The following is a 16537-nucleotide window of genomic DNA, read 5'->3' on the forward strand; positions in this document are numbered from 1 at the left end:
TTGTTGTCCGCGTGTGTTTCTGGGGCTGGGGGGCCTGCATGTCTGATGGTGTTGTCATCGATTCGCCGGTGGTGGGTGTGGTGTCGGAGTTGGATGCTGCGATCGCACGCCTGTCGGAGTTGGATCTGACTGCTCTGTCTGACGTGGATTGTGTGCGGGTGGTGGAACGGTTGGAGGTCGCGTCGCGGCGGTTGTCGGCGGCGGGGTTGCCTGTGTTGCGGGAAGTCGCTGTGCGGCGGGCGTATTCGAAGGTGGGATGTTCCTCTCCCGCGGCGGTGTTGACGTCGGTGGCGCGGTTGCGTCCGGGTGCGGCGAAGGCGCGAGTGCAGGCGATGGATGCTTTGACGCCGTCGGTGACTCCGAGCGGTGAGGTGATCGAGCCTCGGTTCCCGGAGACCGCAGCCCTACTGGCCGAAGGTGTGATCGATCTCGATCACGTCGGTGCGGTGGTGAAGGTGATGGGGAAGATTCCGCACAAGATCGATCCGGAGCAACGGGCGAATACTGAGGTGGCGCTGGCTGATCTGTGCCGCAGATACAATCCTGCTGCGGTCGAGACGATCGGCGAGCGGATCGTGGACTACTTGGATCCCGACGGCAGGCTGGCTGATGATGTTGATCGGGCGAAGAAGCGCGGTGTCAGCGTGGGCGATCAAGCGGTGGACATGATGGCGAAGGTGGCGGGCCATCTGGATCCGACGACGACGGCGTTGATGAAAGTGATGTTGGGGGTGTGGGCGGCACCGGGGATGAACAACCCTGACGATGAGCTGTCCCCGTCCGGGGCTGCCGATGACCCTGCGCTGGATCCTGCGGTTCTGCAGGCTGCGGCCGACAACGACAACCGTACTCAGGCGCAGCGCAATCATGACGCCCTCAAAGCAATGCTGCTGTATCTTCTCGAGTCGGGTCAGTTGGGTAAGACTCATCGTGGGTTGCCGGTGCAGCTGATCATCACCATGACCAAAGACCAACTCGACGAAGCACTTCGGGAGCAAGAAGCTGCTGCTGCCGAGGACGACGTACACGAGCCCGAACCAACGCCAGAGCCAACACCAGAGCCCGAACCAACACGAGAGCCGAAACCTGAGCCCGAGCCCGAGCCCGAGCCCGAACCCGAGCCGGAACCCGAACCGGAACCTGAATCAGAGGGTTCTGCGCCGGAGCGTGCGTATCCGCAGACGCACTGGGAGGACCCGAACTGGTTGCCCACGTTGGCTGGTGGCTCCACGCGTCCGTACGGGCAAGATCTGGTCTACACCGCGACCGGCACAGTGTTGCCGATCAGCGATGCCATCAAGCTGCTCGCGCGTAGTGACAAAACGTTGGCGGTGTTCGCCAACCACAGCAACGAAGTGTTGTATCTGGGCCGGGCGAAGCGGTTGGCCAGCGAGGCTCAACGTTTGGCGATGTTCGCTGCGCACCGGGGTTGCTCGTTCGGTGGGTGCTCCAATCCGGCGATGTGGGCTGAAGCCCATCACACCACGGAGTGGATGCTGGGTGGGCTGACCGACATCACGCACCTGGCTCCGGCGTGCCCGCAGCATCACAAGCTGGTGGGGCCGGGTGAGCATCAGTGGCAGACGATCATGATCACCGAAGGCCCCGACGCCGGACGGTGTGCGTGGATACCGCCGGCGTTCTTGGATCCGGAGCGACGACCTCGGGTCAACCGGGCCCACCATCCCGACGAGGCCTTGATCGAGGCCCGCCAAGCCATGCTCGCCCGCCGTAAAGCCCAAGTCGAACAACGCAACCGAGAACTCAGCGCGCCACCGCCCGACACACCGACGACTCACGCTGACGGGGGATGAAACATGTTGACAGCACGTCAATTATGGGGCGAGCAGCACTGCGCGGCAACCCGTGATCTGTCAGACACTCATTGGCCGCTGACGTTCTTTGCCTTGTCGAGGGCGTCGGCAAATGCGTTGATGGTCTTTGTGTATCGCGGGTAACTCTTGTTTGCACCGTAGTCCCACAGGACCAATTGGCCCTCGGAGACGGCCGGACTGCGCTGGAAGATCGGGAAGCGTTCGCCGATATCCGCGAGGTTGACGTTGGCGGCGCCTGATACGTCGTGGTAGACGAAGAGCAGGTCGGCGGCATCGGTGGGGTACGTCTCCCAGGCGTACTTGCGCCAGTATCCGTCATCGGTGGTGTCGGGTTTGTACATGTTCAGGCCCCAGCTGGTGTAGTCGCTGAAGTCCGGGTCCGCGCTCGGTTCGAGAACGTAGGCAACCTCGAGGGGCCATATGCCCATGCCGACCACGTCTCGGTGATCTGTAGCAACCTTCTTGAAATTTTCGACCGCGGCATCGAAATCGGCTTTGATGCGGGTCATCTCGTCATTGTTCTGATTCACGCCCAGAGCCGCGCCGAGAGCCTGGTAGTTCTCGATCGTCTGGGTGGTCGAGGTCGTATCGAGCGTGACGCCGAGGGTAGGCGCGATCTGATCGAGCTGGTCGCCCTTGGCCGAATCCTCGGCGGACGTGAGCTTGCCGAACTGCTCGAAGCGGGGGTTGTACTCGCCCACAAACAGATCTGGCTCCAGCGAAAGGGCCTTCTCCAGATTTACTGTGCCCCATGTCTCGCCCACGGACTCGACGCCCTCCAGGTCGAGGCATTTGAGTATCGGACTCACGCTGAGCGGAGTCGTCGACCAGATTCCTGCGGGCTTGATGCCCATCGAATACAGCGCAGCGGCCGACTCTTCGTCGGCGATGATCCGCGTGGGCTGCTCGTCCAGCGTGATGGTGCGGCCGCGGCCGTCGGTGAACGTGAACGGGCCGGAGGCGCGCTCGGCCGAGGCGACGTTGTCTGCGTCCGTGCAGGCCGCCGGGTCGGCGTTGAGGTCGATCGGTTCCTGTGGGGCCGTCTCGCTCGAACTACATGCAGACGACACCAGGACCGCGGCGCTCACCACGAAGGCCGAGATCACCGACCTGCTGTGGATCGGGAACCGGGACGAGACTGAACGGCGGGACATCGAACTCCTCGAAAGACTTGGGCGGGCGCGCAGATCACCTGTGTGATGCGTGCAGATCGCGGCCGTTCCGGCGGTCGCGACAGAGTGAGGTTAGCCTTACTATGTAAGCCGGTCTATGCAGACAAACAGACTTGAGTAGTGGAGAAGGGACATAGCGGATGTCCGCGGAGTCATACGTGAGTGATCTCGCTGTGGCATCTCCGGTCGCCGATACGGATGATCGGACATCGACCGCATGCGAAGTTTTTGAGTATCGGACCGACGGAGTGCTCGACTTCGGCGAACATCACCACCGCGAGCATCAATTGGTCTGGATGCGTCGCGGTCGGATGAGAGTCGTGGTCGGGGCCAGCAGCTGGCACGTACATTCCGATCATCTTGTGTGGCTACCCGGTGGCGCGATCCACCACATCACCCTGCTCACGGAGGGCAGCATGATCAGCCTGTACTCGCCGCCGGGGCGGACCCCTGACGGCGATCGGTGGACGCGCCCGCAACCGCTCACCGCCGATCCTCTGGCCGTGCAGCTGCTTACCCATCTGACCGATGCGTCGCTGCCTTTTGCTCGGCGGCGGGCCTGCCAGGAGCTGCTGTATGACGTGATGAACGACAGTACGGAAGGCGCTCCGGACGCCCTGGTGTTGCCGCACGATCATCGAGCACGAACGGTCGCACGTGCGATCATCGCAAACCCCGGCGACCAACGAACCCTGACCGAATGGGCCCGCGAACTCGGTGTCAGTGAAAAGACAATTCTCCGCGGATTCGCCGCTGAGACTGCGATGACGTATGGCCGCTGGCGAACGCGTGCCCGAATGCTCGCTGCTGTCCAACTCCTCGACCGGGCCGAACCCGTCCACGTCACCGCGGCGGCGGTTGGTTACACCACGAGTAGCGGTTTCATCTCTGCTTTCACCAGTGAGTTCGGTGTCACGCCGGCGCGTTACTCGCGTGCCAGTCAGAACTCATCCGCGTAAATCGCTACAACACAGCGGTTCTCACACATCCCAGGTGTGCACCGCGGCGCCGTCGTGCATCCGATCTATGTACTCGCGCAGCATCCCGGCCAGCGCAACCTCGCGGCTGTCGCCTGCTTGCTCTCGGGCCACCAACGACGCTCGCTGCCACACCGAACCTGTCTGGCGCGCGAGGGCTCGGCCCTCGATGACGGAGAGATAGCGACCACGTGCATCCGCGCCGACTCCGAAACTTTGCAGGCCTTCGTCCGCCAGCGGCAGCAACCGGCGCAAGACCAGTTCGTCAGGTTGCACCCAACCCATTGTGGGCCAATACAACTGGCAGTCCATGCCGTCGCGGGCGGCGGCATGGAGATTCTCCGACGCGGCGTTGAACGACATCTGCGACCAGATCGGACGATCCGAATCGACCAGCGCGCGCAGGACGCCGTAGTAGAACGCGGCGTTGGCCATGATGTCGAGCACAGTCGGGCCCGCCGGCAGCACGCGATTCTCCACACGCAGGTGTGCTTGCCCACCGATCACGTCGTAGACGGGCCGATTCCAGCGGTACACGGTGCCGTTGTGCATGCGGAGTTCGGTGAGTTCAGGGGTCTGTCCGGCGTCCAACTGCGCTAGCGGATCGTCGTCGGAGACCACTGGGAGCAGCGAGGGGAAGTATCGGGTGTTCTCTTCGAAGAGGTCGAAGATCGTGGTGATCCACCGTTCTCCGAACCACACTCGGGGACGAACACCCTGATTGATCAGCTCCTGCGGACGCGTATCGGTGGCCTGCTCGAACACCGGGATCCGGCTCTCGTGCCAGAGTGCGGAGCCCGCCAGGAATGGTGAATTGCCGGCGAGTGCGACCTGGATGCCTGAGATCGCCTGCGCGGCATTCCAATGGTCGGCGAAGGTCTCGGGCGCCACTCGCAGGTGAAGCTGCAGCGAGGTGCATGCGGCCTCGGGCAGGATCGAGTCGATCGAAGTCCTGAGTTTCTCCGCTTGGCCTCCCAGTGTGAGTGGCACGCCGGTGATGTCGAGTTCGATGTCTTCCCCGCGGGCCGCGAAGATCTGCTGATTGAGCAGGTCATAACGGGGATTCGCCGAAATCCACTGGTGGGCGAAGTGCTCCTGCCGCAACGTCGGCAGCATGCCGATCATCACCAGGTGGTTGTCGGTTTCGGCGGCCTTGGCTTCGGCTCGATTCAAAGAGTCGCGCAATGCGTCTTCGAGGGAGACCGTGTCACCGCCGGTGAATGGCTGCGGTGCGACGTTGATCTCGATGTTGAACTGCCCGAGCTCGGTTTGGTAGTCGGGATCGGCGATGGCCTCGAGCACGGTCGCATTCGACATCGCCGGGTTCATGGCCCGGTCAACAAGATTGAGTTCGACCTCCATGCCCAGCAGCGGCTCAGGAGGGTTGCCCTGATCGGTGAAGAGACCGTCCGACAACATGCGGGCGACGGCTTCGGTACAGCGCCCCACCTGCTCACGGAACCGGCGTCGGTCCTCTCGGCTGAACTCGCGGGTGCTCACATCCGTGCCCATGGCCCCATCGTGTCACGGACACCAAGAGGTCAGCAGAATTTCGACTCAGACCAGAGCGTCGGTGAGCGTCCCGGCGTCGAGCACCCAGCGGCGGGTGGCGCGAACCGTCGAGAGCATGCGTCGATCATGCGTGACCAGCAGAACGGTGCCGTCGAAGGATTCAACGGCCTGCTCGAGCTGTTCGATGGCGGGCAGGTCGAGGTGGTTCGTCGGTTCGTCGAGTACCAGCAGGTTCACGCCCCTCGCCTGCAGTAATGCCAGCGCTGCCCGGGTTCGTTCACCGGGGGACAGCGAGCTGGCCGACCGCGTCACATGGTGCCCACGCAGGCCGAACTTCGCGAGCAAGGTGCGCACTTCTGCGTCGGTCTGCTCGGGCACGTGTGCGGCGAACGCGTCGACGAGGGGTGCGTCACCGGTGAAGAGGTCGCGCGCCTGATCGACCTCGCCGACGAGGACCCCCGATCCCAGGGACGCAGACCCGGAGTCGGGTACCTGCGTGCCGAGCAACAGGGCCAGCAGTGTCGACTTCCCTGATCCGTTTGCGCCGGTGATGACGATGCGATCTCCGGCGTCGACCTGGGTGCTGATCGGGCCGAGCGTGAAATCGCCGCGGGTGAGTGTGGCGTCGTTGAGGGTGGCAACCACGGTTCCCGACCGCGGGGCGGCGGCGATCTCCATCCGCAGTTCCCACTCCTTGCGTGGCTCGGCGACTTCCTCGAGGCGCTCGATACGGCGCTGGGTCTGCCTCGCCTTCGACGCCTGCTTCTCGGTCGACTCCAGACGAAGTCCTTTGCCTACCTTGTCGTTGTCCTTGGACTTGCGGCGGGCGTTGCGTACCCCGTGCTCCATCCAATTACGTTGCATCTGCGCGCGTTCCGTCAGCGCGTCCTTCGTACCGGCGTACTGCTCGTAGGCTTCGCGGGCATGTCGGCGTGCGACCTCGCGTTCGACCAGAAAAGCTTCGTAGCCGCCCGAGTACACCGACACCTGCTGCTGGGCCAGATCGAGTTCGACGATGCCGGTGACGGTGCGGGCGAGAAATTCACGATCGTGGCTGACCACGACCATGGGTGTGCGGGATCCTGCCACGAACTCTTCGAGTTGCTTGAGGCCGTCGAGATCTAGGTCATTGGTCGGCTCATCCAGCAGCAAGATGTCGTAGCGGGAGAGCAGCAGTGCCGCAAGGCCTGCGCGTGCCACCTGCCCGCCGGACAGCGCCTGCATCGGGAGGTCGAGGTCGACCGTCAGGCCTAGGTTTGCGGCCACCTGGTCGGCTCGTTCGTCGAAGTCTGCGCCACCGAGGTGGAGCCATCGTTCGAGTGCGGGGGAGTAGAGGTCTTCACCACCGTCGCCCAGCGCTTCCGCCGCCGCGTCCATCGCGGACTGGGCCTGCGCGACCCCGGTCCGTCGGGACAGGAATTCTCGCACGGTCTCGCCGGGGGTGGGAGAAGCCTCTTGCGCCAAGTAACCGACCTCGGCGTCCGGCGGGCTCAGGGTGATCGTACCGTCCTGATCAGCAGTTCCGACCCCTGCGAGCAGCGTCAACAGCGTTGATTTGCCCGCGCCATTCGCGCCGACCAGACCGAAGACGTCTCCGTCTGAGACGGTGAGGTCGAGATCGGAGAAGAGTGTGCGTTCGCCGTGCCCGGCGGACAGGCCGGAGGCGTGCAGGGTGGCGCTGATGGCGGTGACGCTCCTTACGAAGTGCAGGTTCTCCGAGAAGCGTAGTCGGGGTCATTCCACTACTCGTTTGCCGATGCCGGTGGTGCGGATGTTCTCGAGGTTGACAGGGTTGTAGTTCCGTGGGTCGAGGTCGACGATGTAGTGGAAGACTTGGATGCCGTTCTTGGTGCTGGCGTTCATGTCGACGATGAGGCCGGTGGGTCCGATTCCCGAACCGAGGCTCCACTTTTCTTTCTCATCGCCGGCGTCCTTGGCGATCCCGGTCCAGGTCTCGACCTTCGAAGGCCTTATTCCCCAGCGTGGGTTTGCTTGTGCAAGTTCCTGTTGTGCGCCTTCGGGGGTGTCGAAGGAGCGCCAGAAAACTATCTCGGTGAAGGTGTCTTCGTAGAGGTGGGTGAACCAGATGGTTTGGGTGCTGATGGTCACTTCGCCGTTGGGTCCGACGAGGGTGAGGTCGATGTCGGGGTCGCCGGGGTTGCCGATGATGACCTCGCCCGTGGACTCGGGTGGCACGCCCGCTTCTTCATTCGTGAGAGTGAGGTCGCGCAGATCGAAGCGTGCGCGCCGACTGTCCTTGATCTGCTGCACACCTTCATTGGTGAGCAACGAGAACTCGGGCTGAGCTCCAGTACGGGACGGTGATGTCACGAGGTTGCTCTCTCTGTTGTTCGCCGGTGTGGCGCAGGCCGCCAGAACGCATGTGGTCATCACCGCAACGGCGATACTCTTGATGTACTTCACCATCGGTATTTCACTTCCCAGTCCTGGATCAACCGGCCGAGAACATTGCCGAACTGATTCGAAAGACGTTGATCGTCGATCCGGGCATCGAAGTCGGAACCTACTATTCGCCGGGCCTTATCGGGGTTGTCGGCAAGCAGCTCTTGGTATGCAGGCAGCGTGTCCTCGGTGATCAACCTCCACCGCTCGTGTTTGTCCGCGATGTTGCCCTCAGGGAATGGAGTCTCGACGATGATCTCACCCGGAATGTACCGCCCGCTGGGGTGTGAGGTCTCCTCCGGATACAGCTCGGGATAGGCGTGTGCGCCCGGAATCGACGGCGTGCCGACAGTCGTCAACATCCATGTCATCGCCTCACCGGTGACTGGCCGATCGCGCATCTCCTCGTAGTCGTCGGCGATGATGTCGAACTGTTCGCGATGGAGTAACTTTGTGTTTCCCGCGGCGATGCGAGCCGGGTCGTCATGCTCAGTACCAAGATCGATTAGGTGCCACGCGTTCTGCGATTTACTGTCGATCAGGCCAGCCCTCTGCATCCGGTCGATCTCCGTGGTCCCGCCGTGCAGGTACGCCTCATGCATCGGCGCTTGGTCTTCGAATATCTCCTTCTGCATGCTCAGAAACTTCTGCTCGTAGTACGCGAGTTCGTCTGCGCTCATGCCCGCGACTGCACGGGTCATCGCTTCGATCTCGTCGGGCAGCATCACGCCGGCAGGCCCCTTGACGGCTTTGGCGATGTCGCGCATCGCTGCTAGATCGTAGAAGCCTCCGGCGAAGGATGGGCCGATCATGTTCGCCATACCGGCCCACTGCATTTCGGGATTATCGAGAAACAGTTGTCCGTAGTACTCGTAGACTTTGGTGATCGTCTCGCTGTTGAACTCCGTGCCCCTCGACGGGTCCCACTTCGATGGATCGATGCCAGCGTCTTCCAACGATTCACGTAGCCAGTAGCCCCTAATGAACTCTCGGTAGCTTCCTTCTGGAAGAAGTCCCGCATCAAACGCTGCATCCAACAACGGCTTTGCCGCGTCGGGATGGTTCTTCACCCACTCTTGGAACCGCGGGTCGTCGATGACGAGTTTGGCTTGCTCAGGCGTCAAGCCGATCAGCGAAGGGGGTGCGTAGTCGCGTCCGGCGGCGACATCGCCCTTGGTGGCGTCCAGTTCGTCGTTCGCGCTGTCGAGCGCGAAGGCGACTGCCTCGTCTTCGTCGGTCAGCTGTTTCACCGCGTCGTCGATGGCTTCTTGGTGAGCCTTGCGCGCTGACTCTTGTGCGGCGACTTCGTCCCTTGTGAAGGGACCGGCCATCGCGTAGTGGCCCACCTTCCAGTCGTCAGCGACCTGGAACTGACTCCAGATCGCGGAGTCGACCTTGGAAATCGCGTTGTCCCGGACCGACTGCAGTGCCGAGCCGCTCCGGAGAGCCTCGATCACCGCATCTGTGGCGTCCGCGACTCGTATTCCTAGGCGATGGTCCTTATCTGCTTTGTCCCAGGCCGCACCGCGGTCGTACCCTGGGAGCCCTCGTGAAGCGATTGCGCCACGGCTCTGGCCGCGTTCAGCGTGGCCTCGAAGTCGCTGTTCGCAGTCGCGAGAGCGGTCGCCGCATCGCCGAGCTCCGACGGTCGCCACCCCCTGACGCCGCCGACTGTGTAGCCCATCTCAAAGCCACAGCCCGGAGAACGCACGCGACGCCAGATCCTCGGCGCCGTCAAAGGCCTCACCGCTACGTGCCGCGACCGCTGCGGTCTTCGACCCTGCCAGTGCGCCTGCGACCCCGTTCGTTGCCGATGAGGCGTCGAGTTCCTCGATCTCCGCCCCAAATGCGCGGTACTTCGCCGCACTCGTTGTCATGTGCGCAGCGTCTGCGCGAAAAATTGACATCGGATGGCCCCCCTCCCAATGACGATGACAATAGCGCTCGAATCCGACAGCGGCACCGAAGCCCGAGCAGGTTGTGGATAACTGACACCATGGGGGTGTGGCCACCTACAAGACAGTCGAGCCGGCCGCGATGCGCGCCGCCGTCGACGCCGTTGCGGAATGGCTGCGCGACCCCGACGCCGCCGAGCCGACGCGCTCGCAACTCGCCGACGCCGTACGCACCACCGCACGCACTCTCGCGCAGCTGGCACCGGGTGGTTCGGTCGAGGTTCGGGTGCCGCCGTTCGTCGCGGTGCAGTGCATCGAAGGACTCCGGCATACCCGGGGAACACCGCCGAACGTCGTCGAGACCGATGCCCGGACCTGGTTGCTGCTGGTGACCGGCCGTCTCGACCTCGCCGGCGCCCTCGACTCCGGAAAAGCTTCGGCGTCCGGGAGTCGCGCGGGTGACATCGTGCACTGGTTGCCGCTGACGAGGGTCTGACCAGGGGGTGGACGCGGGGTGTCACGTAGACACGCCGCGATGATTCGCTTACGTCAGGACCCAGCCCGTAGACTCGGTGCTACGCCCTCCACCAGCCCCAGCCCAACCTCATGGGAGTGCCAGTGACCGAGCTGTCGATCAACAGCAAGAACTTGCTCGATGCCGACGAGCCAGAAAACGAACCCCGCGAAGAATGCGGGGTTTTTGGTGTCTGGGCCCCCGGCGAGGATGTCGCCAAGCTCACGTACTACGGCTTGTATGCGTTGCAGCACAGAGGCCAGGAAGCGGCGGGCATCGCCACCGCCGACGGCTCGCAGGTGTTGGTGTTCAAGGACCTCGGCCTGGTCTCACAGGTGTTCGACGAGCAGACACTAGGCGCCATGCAGGGCCACGTCGCCATCGGACACTGCCGCTACAGCACCACCGGTTCGACCACCTGGGAGAACTCCCAGCCGATCTTCCGCACCACCGCCGCAGGCACCGGCGTCGCGCTGGGCCACAATGGCAACCTCGTCAACACCTCCGACCTCGCGAGCAAGGCTCGCGAACTCGGATTGATGGATTCGCGCCGTGCCGGGGGAGCCACCTCGGACTCCGACGTCGTCGGTGCGCTACTGGCTCACGGAGCTGCCGACTCCACCATCGAGCAAGCCGCGATGGAGCTCCTGCCCACGCTCAAGGGCGCGTTCTGCCTGACGTTCATGGACGAGCACACGCTCTATGCCGCGCGTGACCCGCACGGTGTGCGTCCGCTGTGCCTGGGCCGCCTCGACCGCGGCTGGGTCGTCGCCTCCGAAACCGCCGCTCTCGACATCGTCGGCGCATCGTTCGTCCGCGACATCGAACCCGGCGAACTGCTTGCCATCGACGCCGACGGCGTCCGCAGCTCGCGCTTCGCCAAGCCCACCCCCAAGGGCTGCGTCTTCGAATACGTCTATCTCGCCCGCCCCGACAGCGTCATCAACGGCCGGTCGGTGCACACCACCCGCGTCGAGATCGGCCGCCGCCTGGCTCGTGAGTTCCCGGCCGACGGCGACCTCGTGATCCCGGTGCCTGAATCCGGCACCCCGGCCGCCGTGGGATACGCACAGGAATCGGGTATTCCGTACGGCCAGGGTCTGATGAAGAACGCCTATGTCGGCCGCACCTTCATCCAGCCGTCGCAGACCATTCGTCAGCTCGGCATCCGGCTCAAGCTGAACCCGCTCAAAGAGGTCATTCGTGGCAAACGACTTGTGGTGGTGGACGATTCGATCGTTCGCGGCAACACCCAGCGTGCGCTGATCCGGATGCTCCGCGAGGCAGGCGCGGCCGAGGTGCACGTTCGCATCGCGTCGAGTCCGGTGCGGTGGCCGTGCTTCTACGGTATCGACTTCGCTTCTCCGGCAGAGCTGATCGCCAACGGCATGGACTCCGAAGAGCATCTCGTCGACGGCGTGCGGCACGCCATCGGCGCTGATTCCCTGGGCTACATCAGCACGGACGAGATGATCGCGGCCACCGAGCAACCGGCCGAAAATCTCTGTGCCGCATGTTTCACCGGCGAGTACCCGATTGAACTCCCGAAGGAGACCTCGATGGGCAAGGCGGTGCTGGAGACCATGCTCACCAATGCGGCGACGGGTCAGAACGCCCTGGCCGACAACGACAACGTCAGCGCGGTCCGTCGGCCCTGAGCCGCCGCTCGTGTGGGTGGCGACAACGTCGTCGGATCAGTCGACTGCGTCTTCAGATCTGCACATTCGATCCCATGGAAAAGCCGTGGGGTACGTCTCGGGTAGCGTGAGACCGGATTATTCACCCGGCAGATTCGAACTGCCACCTTCGAGAACGGGAACCTCACGCCGATGACCGACAACGAGCCCAGCGCCTCATATGCTGCGGCGGGAGTGGACATCGATGCCGGCGAACGGGCGGTAGAGCTCTTTGCACCGCATGCCAAGCGCACCCTGCGACCGGAGGTCATGGGTGGACTGGGCGGATTTGCCGGCCTCTTCAAACTCAAGGGCGACTATCGCGAGCCCGTGTTGGCCTCGTCCACCGACGGCGTCGGCACGAAGATCGCCGTCGCGCAGGCGATGGGCAAGCACGACACCCTGGGCCGCGACCTGGTTGCCATGGTCGTCGACGACCTGGTCGTCTGCGGTGCCGAGCCGCTGTTCCTGCAGGACTACATCGCTGTGGGCAAGGTTGTTCCTGAAGTGGTCGCCGAGCTCGTCAAAGGCATCGCCGACGGCTGTGTCGAGGCCGGGTGCACCCTTCTCGGTGGCGAGACCGCCGAACACCCCGGGCTGATGGCCGAAGGTGACTACGACCTGTCCGCCACGGGTGTCGGCATCGTCGAGGCCGATTCGGTGCTCTCCCCGGACCGGGTTCGGCCGGGCGACGTGGTGATCGCGATGGGCAGCTCCGGCCTGCATTCGAACGGCTACTCACTGGCGCGCAAGGTGCTCCTGGAGTGGGGCCACATGGATCTCGGTGGACACGTCGAGGAGTTCGAACGCACGCTTGGTGAGGAGATGCTGGAACCGACGCGCATCTACGCGAAGGACTGCCTCGCACTGGCCGCCGAGACCGATGTGCGGACGTTCTCTCACGTGACCGGTGGCGGACTCGCCGACAATCTGGCGCGGGTGCTCCCCAGCGGCCTGGTGGCCGAACTGGACCGCGGCACCTGGACCCCTGCGCCCATCTTCCAGATGATCGCGCAGCGCGGCCGTGTCGAGCGTGTCGAGATGGAACGCACCTTCAACATGGGGGTCGGGATGGTCGCCGTGGTGGCGCCCGAAGACACCGACCGCGCTCTCGCTGTGCTCACGGCCCGCCATCTGAACTGCTGGGTGCTGGGCTCGATCAAGAAGTCCCATGCGACCAAGACCGGCGAGCACGCGAAGCATGCCAAGACCGGCGTAGCGGAGCTGATGGGCGAGCACCCGAGGTTCTGATCCGCCGCAAGACCTACTGATTGCACAAGCAAAACCCCGGGATGTTGAAGTCCCGGGGTTTTTGCTTGTGACCATCGGCCGCTGAACGAGTCAGTCGGCGTGGGCATAGAGATATGACCGCCTGAGGCGAGCTGTCAGGGGGTTGGGAAAGATGGGCTGGAAGCCACCGCTAGGGCTGTGCCTCCGAGCGCGTTGTCAGGCGCGCCGCCAGCTCTCTTCGTCGGACCACCGATCGTCCGTGATCTCATCGTTCGGATCTACGGAATCACCGCCTGACAACTCTCGTTGCAGACTGTCGAAGTCGGTATTCGGTGTGCTGTACTTCAGTTCACGAGCAACTTTAGTCTGCTTCGCCTTAGCCCGGCCGCGGCCCATAGGGGACCCCCTCGCGCAATGAAGGGGCGGCCAAACGTGTGGCGGCCCCATTCTGTGTTTACAAATATGGTCGTGAGAGACAGTCTAGCGCGCCCGCAGGCATGATGCGGACCGGCTCGGCTCGGGAGCGGCGAATTTACTTGGACATCTTGCGTTGCCAGCGAGTCGCGTCCCTGACGACCTTTGGTGGGAGGTCCTCGCCGGCGAGGAGCTTCTCCAGCGAAGCGGGATCGGGGCCGGTGATCAGATCCCGGACCAGTACGCCGTGATCGGGGCGGGAGGTCACCCGGACGTCGTCTCCGGCCGCAATCACACCGGCCTCGATGACCCGCAGGTAGCAGCCGACGTCGGCGCGTTCATAGAAGCGTTTGACCCAATGGTCCTCGTCGGACCAATCGGCGAAGGTGCGACACGGGGTGCGTGCGATCGTGACCTCGAGCAGGGTCTCGCCGATCTGCCAGCGTTCACCGATCATGGCGTCGGTGGTCGGCATGCCTGAGATCCGCAGGTTCTCGCCGAACCAGCCGTAGCCGAGGTCGCGACCGAGTTCGCTCGCCCAGCGTCGGGCCTCGTCTTCGGAGTAGGCGTAAACGGCTTGGTCGATCCCGCCGTGATGTTTGACGTCACAGCTGTGGTCGATTGTCAGACCGAACTCATCTATGGCGACAGGACCTTCGATGGGTCGCTTGTCGATCGCACTGCGGCCGACGGCTCCCGCAAGCGGCAGATCCTCATGCACAGCGCAGACCGCGATGACCTTGCCCTCGGGAAGGGTCATTTCCCGCGCAGTCGCTCGATGGCGGCCCGCCCGGCCTGGACGCGATCGTCCGCGGGGACCGAGGCGGGATCGATGGCGGCGGTCGTGCCACCGGTTTCCAGCGCCGTGTCGGCGGGGACGCCCCGCTTGATCAAGGCCAACGCGATGGGTCCGTACTCGTAGTGGTCGACGACGGTGCCGATGCGCCCCACGGTTCGTCCGCCGGCAGTGACCGGATCGCCCGTGACCGGGCGCGTATCCGCGCTGCCGTCCAGATGTAGAAGCAACATCTGCCGGGGTGGCTTACCGAGGTTGTGCACTCGCGCGACCGTTTCCTGGCCGCGGTAGCAGCCCTTGTTCAGGTGCACCGCACCGAACTCGGACGGTGAGCCGATCCAATTGACCTCGTGCGGAATCGTCCGCTCGTCAGTGTCTGCGCCGAGACGGGGGCGCAGCGCCGAGACCCGCATGGCCTCGTAGGTCCAGGTACCGGAGGGGCGTACGCCCACAGCGGTCAGGCTGGACCACCATGTGGTGAGCTGATCGACCGGCACGATCAGGTCGATCGTCTCGGTGGCCGCATTCTCGCCAACGGCCGGCATGACCCGCCAGAACCCGCCCTCAGCGAGAGGGCCGGCATTGTAAACTGTTGCTGTGCTCGGTATTTGAAGCAATTGAGCGATGGCGCCGGTTCGGGTCTCGGGCCCGATGAGCGTCAGTACCGCCATATCGGGACGCGCTGCGACCTCGACCTGGGCCCAGAACACCATCTTGGTCAGGAAGCCGGCGAGCGCCTCGACGCGAAAGCCCTCGGTGTCGATCCAGGTGGTCCCGTCGAGGTCGGTCAGCAAGAAGTGGTCTTCCACCCGCCCGTTGCCGTCCAGGCTCAGGTTCTCGGCACTCCGCCCTTCGGACAGATCGGTCACCAGTTGGCTCGAGATGGTGTTCAGCCAGCTGAGGCGTTCGGGGCCGGTCAACGTGATGACGCCGCGGTGGGAGCGGTCGATCATCACCGCCGACGTCGCCGCGGCACGTTGCTCGCCGAACGGGTCGCCGAAGTGCCAAGCCACGGCTTCGTCGAGTGATTCTTCCGGGCCGCCGACGGCACCGATGGCGCGCAATGAGTCCAACAATTCAGTCACGTTGTCAATGGTACGAGCGTCCTCGCTACTCTTGCCGCTATGGCTGAATCGATCTTGGTGACCATCGACGGTGCTGTCCTCGATCCAGACGTCCCGATCCTGCACGGGGACGACCTCGCAGCGGTGCGTGGCGACGGTGTATTCGAGACCCTTCTGGTCCGAGACGGTCGGGCGCGGATCGTTGACCTGCATTTACAGCGGCTTGCCCGCAGCGCGAAGGCGCTGGACCTGCCGGCGCCCGATGAGGAGAAGTGGGCTTCGGCGATCGATACCGGCGCCCGGGTGTGGGCCGAAAAGAGCGACAACGCAGAAGGGCTGATGCGCGTGGTCTACTCACGCGGCAGGGAATCTGCGCCCGTCGACGCGGTGGTCAGCAGGGATCGCGACGACACCGGACTCACGCGCGACATCGGCGGGGCAACCGAATACCTGACGGTCGGTCCGGTCCCCTCTCGTGCCGCCGTGGTCCGTGAGAACGGCGTCAAGGTGATCACCGCCTCGCGTGGCTACTCGATCGACCTCGCCGCCTCGGCGCCGTGGCAGCTGCTGGGCGCAAAAACCCTGAGCTACGCCACCAACATGGCTGCGCTTCGCTATGCGCAGGATCAGGGAGCCGACGACGTGATCTACCTCAGTAGCGAGGGGATCGTGCTCGAAAGCCCGCGCTCGACGGTGATCGCGGTCGAGGGAAAGAACCTGATGACTCCGCCGGCCGAGAGTGGAATCCTCGGCGGCACAATGCAACAGGCGATCTTCGCGCAGGCCGAGAAAGAAGGCTGGCAGACCGAGATCGGGACGCTGCGGCCCGCAGATCTGGTGTGTGCCGATGCGGTGTGGCTGGTGTCGAGCATCACTCTTGCCGCTCGGATCACAAAGTTCAACGGCTATCAGATGTCGGCCCCGGAGCATCCCGAGGAGTTCTCGGCACTGGTCGATCGCGCAATCGACTGATCCGTCGGCGCCATCGCCAAGGCGCCTGCGACTACCAACCCGGGGACATGGGTCCTCGTGGTGGTGGGACCGTGTCC

15 protein-coding genes are annotated in these 16537 nt (G+C 64.0%); 6 read left to right on the top strand and 9 right to left on the bottom strand.

Annotation, left to right across the window (positions count from 1 at the left end; translation table 11 throughout):
* The coding region (locus tag BH683_RS17240) for an HNH endonuclease signature motif containing protein (protein ID WP_210405234.1) at positions 1–1814 on the top strand (1814 nt) is incomplete at its 5' end.
* Positions 1815–1882: 68 nt separating this feature from the next.
* On the opposite strand, the gene BH683_RS17245 is transcribed toward BH683_RS17240, so the two are convergent.
* Entirely contained in the window at positions 1883–2989 is a 1107-nt protein-coding gene (locus tag BH683_RS17245) for an ABC transporter substrate-binding protein (protein ID WP_084837518.1), read from the bottom strand.
* Between the two features lie 176 nt (positions 2990–3165).
* Between BH683_RS17245 and BH683_RS17250 the strand changes: the two genes are divergently transcribed.
* Positions 3166–3966 carry an AraC family transcriptional regulator gene (locus BH683_RS17250; protein ID WP_168187066.1) on the top strand — a complete coding sequence of 267 codons (801 nt, stop codon included), beginning with the start codon at positions 3166–3168 and terminating at the stop codon, positions 3964–3966.
* A gap of 21 nt (positions 3967–3987) precedes the next feature.
* On the opposite strand, the gene BH683_RS17255 is transcribed toward BH683_RS17250, so the two are convergent.
* From BH683_RS17255 to BH683_RS17280, 5 genes are all read right to left on the bottom strand, one after another.
* The gene (locus BH683_RS17255) at positions 3988–5496 is read right to left on the bottom strand and encodes a glutamate--cysteine ligase (protein WP_084837520.1); all 1509 of its coding nucleotides are present in this window, start codon (positions 5494–5496) and stop codon (positions 3988–3990) included.
* 45 nt (positions 5497–5541) lie between these two features.
* Entirely contained in the window at positions 5542–7179 is a 1638-nt protein-coding gene (locus BH683_RS17260; RefSeq protein ID WP_084837521.1) for an ABC-F family ATP-binding cassette domain-containing protein, read from the bottom strand.
* A 51-nt stretch (positions 7180–7230) separates the two neighbouring features.
* Complete coding sequence (locus BH683_RS17265; protein ID WP_143696073.1) at positions 7231–7920, bottom strand: hypothetical protein; 690 nt, start codon at positions 7918–7920, stop codon at positions 7231–7233.
* Positions 7917–9356 carry a hypothetical protein gene (locus BH683_RS17270; RefSeq protein ID WP_084837523.1) on the bottom strand — a complete coding sequence of 480 codons (1440 nt, stop codon included), beginning with the start codon at positions 9354–9356 and terminating at the stop codon, positions 7917–7919. The genes BH683_RS17265 and BH683_RS17270 overlap by 4 nt, the downstream gene beginning before the upstream one ends.
* 228 nt (positions 9357–9584) lie before the next feature.
* Positions 9585–9776: a hypothetical protein gene (locus BH683_RS17280; RefSeq protein WP_084837525.1), complete on the bottom strand. Its 192-nt coding sequence runs from the start codon at positions 9774–9776 to the stop codon at positions 9585–9587.
* Positions 9777–9903: 127 nt separating this feature from the next.
* On the opposite strand from BH683_RS17280, the gene BH683_RS17285 reads away from it, so the two are divergent.
* The 3 genes from BH683_RS17285 to purM all read left to right on the top strand — a co-directional run bounded on the left by BH683_RS17285 (position 9904) and on the right by purM (position 13235).
* A complete protein-coding gene (locus BH683_RS17285; protein ID WP_084837526.1) occupies positions 9904–10290 on the top strand; it encodes a sterol carrier family protein in 387 nt (128 codons plus the stop codon).
* Between the two features lie 110 nt (positions 10291–10400).
* Complete coding sequence (gene purF / locus BH683_RS17290) at positions 10401–11966, top strand: amidophosphoribosyltransferase (RefSeq protein ID WP_246833437.1); 1566 nt, start codon at positions 10401–10403, stop codon at positions 11964–11966.
* A 171-nt stretch (positions 11967–12137) separates the two neighbouring features.
* Positions 12138–13235, top strand: coding sequence for a phosphoribosylformylglycinamidine cyclo-ligase (gene purM / locus BH683_RS17295; RefSeq protein ID WP_084837527.1), 1098 nt, complete (start codon positions 12138–12140; stop codon positions 13233–13235).
* A 195-nt stretch (positions 13236–13430) separates the two neighbouring features.
* Here the strand turns inward: purM and BH683_RS17300 are convergent, their stop codons facing one another.
* From BH683_RS17300 to BH683_RS17310, 3 genes are all read right to left on the bottom strand, one after another.
* Positions 13431–13610 carry a DUF3073 domain-containing protein gene (locus tag BH683_RS17300; RefSeq protein WP_084837528.1) on the bottom strand — a complete coding sequence of 60 codons (180 nt, stop codon included), beginning with the start codon at positions 13608–13610 and terminating at the stop codon, positions 13431–13433.
* Between the two features lie 136 nt (positions 13611–13746).
* Positions 13747–14388 carry an MOSC domain-containing protein gene (locus tag BH683_RS17305; RefSeq protein ID WP_084837529.1) on the bottom strand — a complete coding sequence of 214 codons (642 nt, stop codon included), beginning with the start codon at positions 14386–14388 and terminating at the stop codon, positions 13747–13749.
* A complete protein-coding gene (locus tag BH683_RS17310; protein ID WP_348639228.1) occupies positions 14385–15437 on the bottom strand; it encodes a folate-binding protein in 1053 nt (350 codons plus the stop codon). The genes BH683_RS17305 and BH683_RS17310 overlap by 4 nt, the downstream gene beginning before the upstream one ends.
* A 111-nt stretch (positions 15438–15548) precedes the next feature.
* Here BH683_RS17310 and BH683_RS17315 point away from each other — a divergent pair, with 111 nt between their 5' ends.
* Positions 15549–16460 (top strand): aminodeoxychorismate lyase, encoded by a 912-nt coding sequence (locus tag BH683_RS17315; protein WP_084837530.1) that lies wholly within the window; start codon positions 15549–15551, stop codon positions 16458–16460.
* Positions 16461–16537 lie beyond the last annotated feature (77 nt).

The organism is Williamsia sp. 1138 (assembly GCF_002095435.2).
In the GTDB taxonomy this organism is placed as follows: domain Bacteria; phylum Actinomycetota; class Actinomycetes; order Mycobacteriales; family Mycobacteriaceae; genus Williamsia.

Excerpts from the sequence above, each read along its gene's own strand:
- BH683_RS17315 (WP_084837530.1), top strand. The coding sequence starts at position 15,549 with ATGGCTGAATCGATCTTGGTGACCATCGACGGTGCTGTCCTCGATCCA.
- BH683_RS17305 (WP_084837529.1), bottom strand. The coding sequence starts at position 14,388 with ATGACCCTTCCCGAGGGCAAGGTCATCGCGGTCTGCGCTGTGCATGAG.
- BH683_RS17255 (WP_084837520.1), bottom strand. The coding sequence starts at position 5,496 with ATGGGCACGGATGTGAGCACCCGCGAGTTCAGCCGAGAGGACCGACGC.
- BH683_RS17245 (WP_084837518.1), bottom strand. The coding sequence starts at position 2,989 with ATGTCCCGCCGTTCAGTCTCGTCCCGGTTCCCGATCCACAGCAGGTCG.
- purF (WP_246833437.1), top strand. The coding sequence starts at position 10,401 with ATGGGAGTGCCAGTGACCGAGCTGTCGATCAACAGCAAGAACTTGCTC.
- BH683_RS17300 (WP_084837528.1), bottom strand. The coding sequence starts at position 13,610 with ATGGGCCGCGGCCGGGCTAAGGCGAAGCAGACTAAAGTTGCTCGTGAA.
- BH683_RS17280 (WP_084837525.1), bottom strand. The coding sequence starts at position 9,776 with ATGACAACGAGTGCGGCGAAGTACCGCGCATTTGGGGCGGAGATCGAG.
- purM (WP_084837527.1), top strand. The coding sequence starts at position 12,138 with ATGACCGACAACGAGCCCAGCGCCTCATATGCTGCGGCGGGAGTGGAC.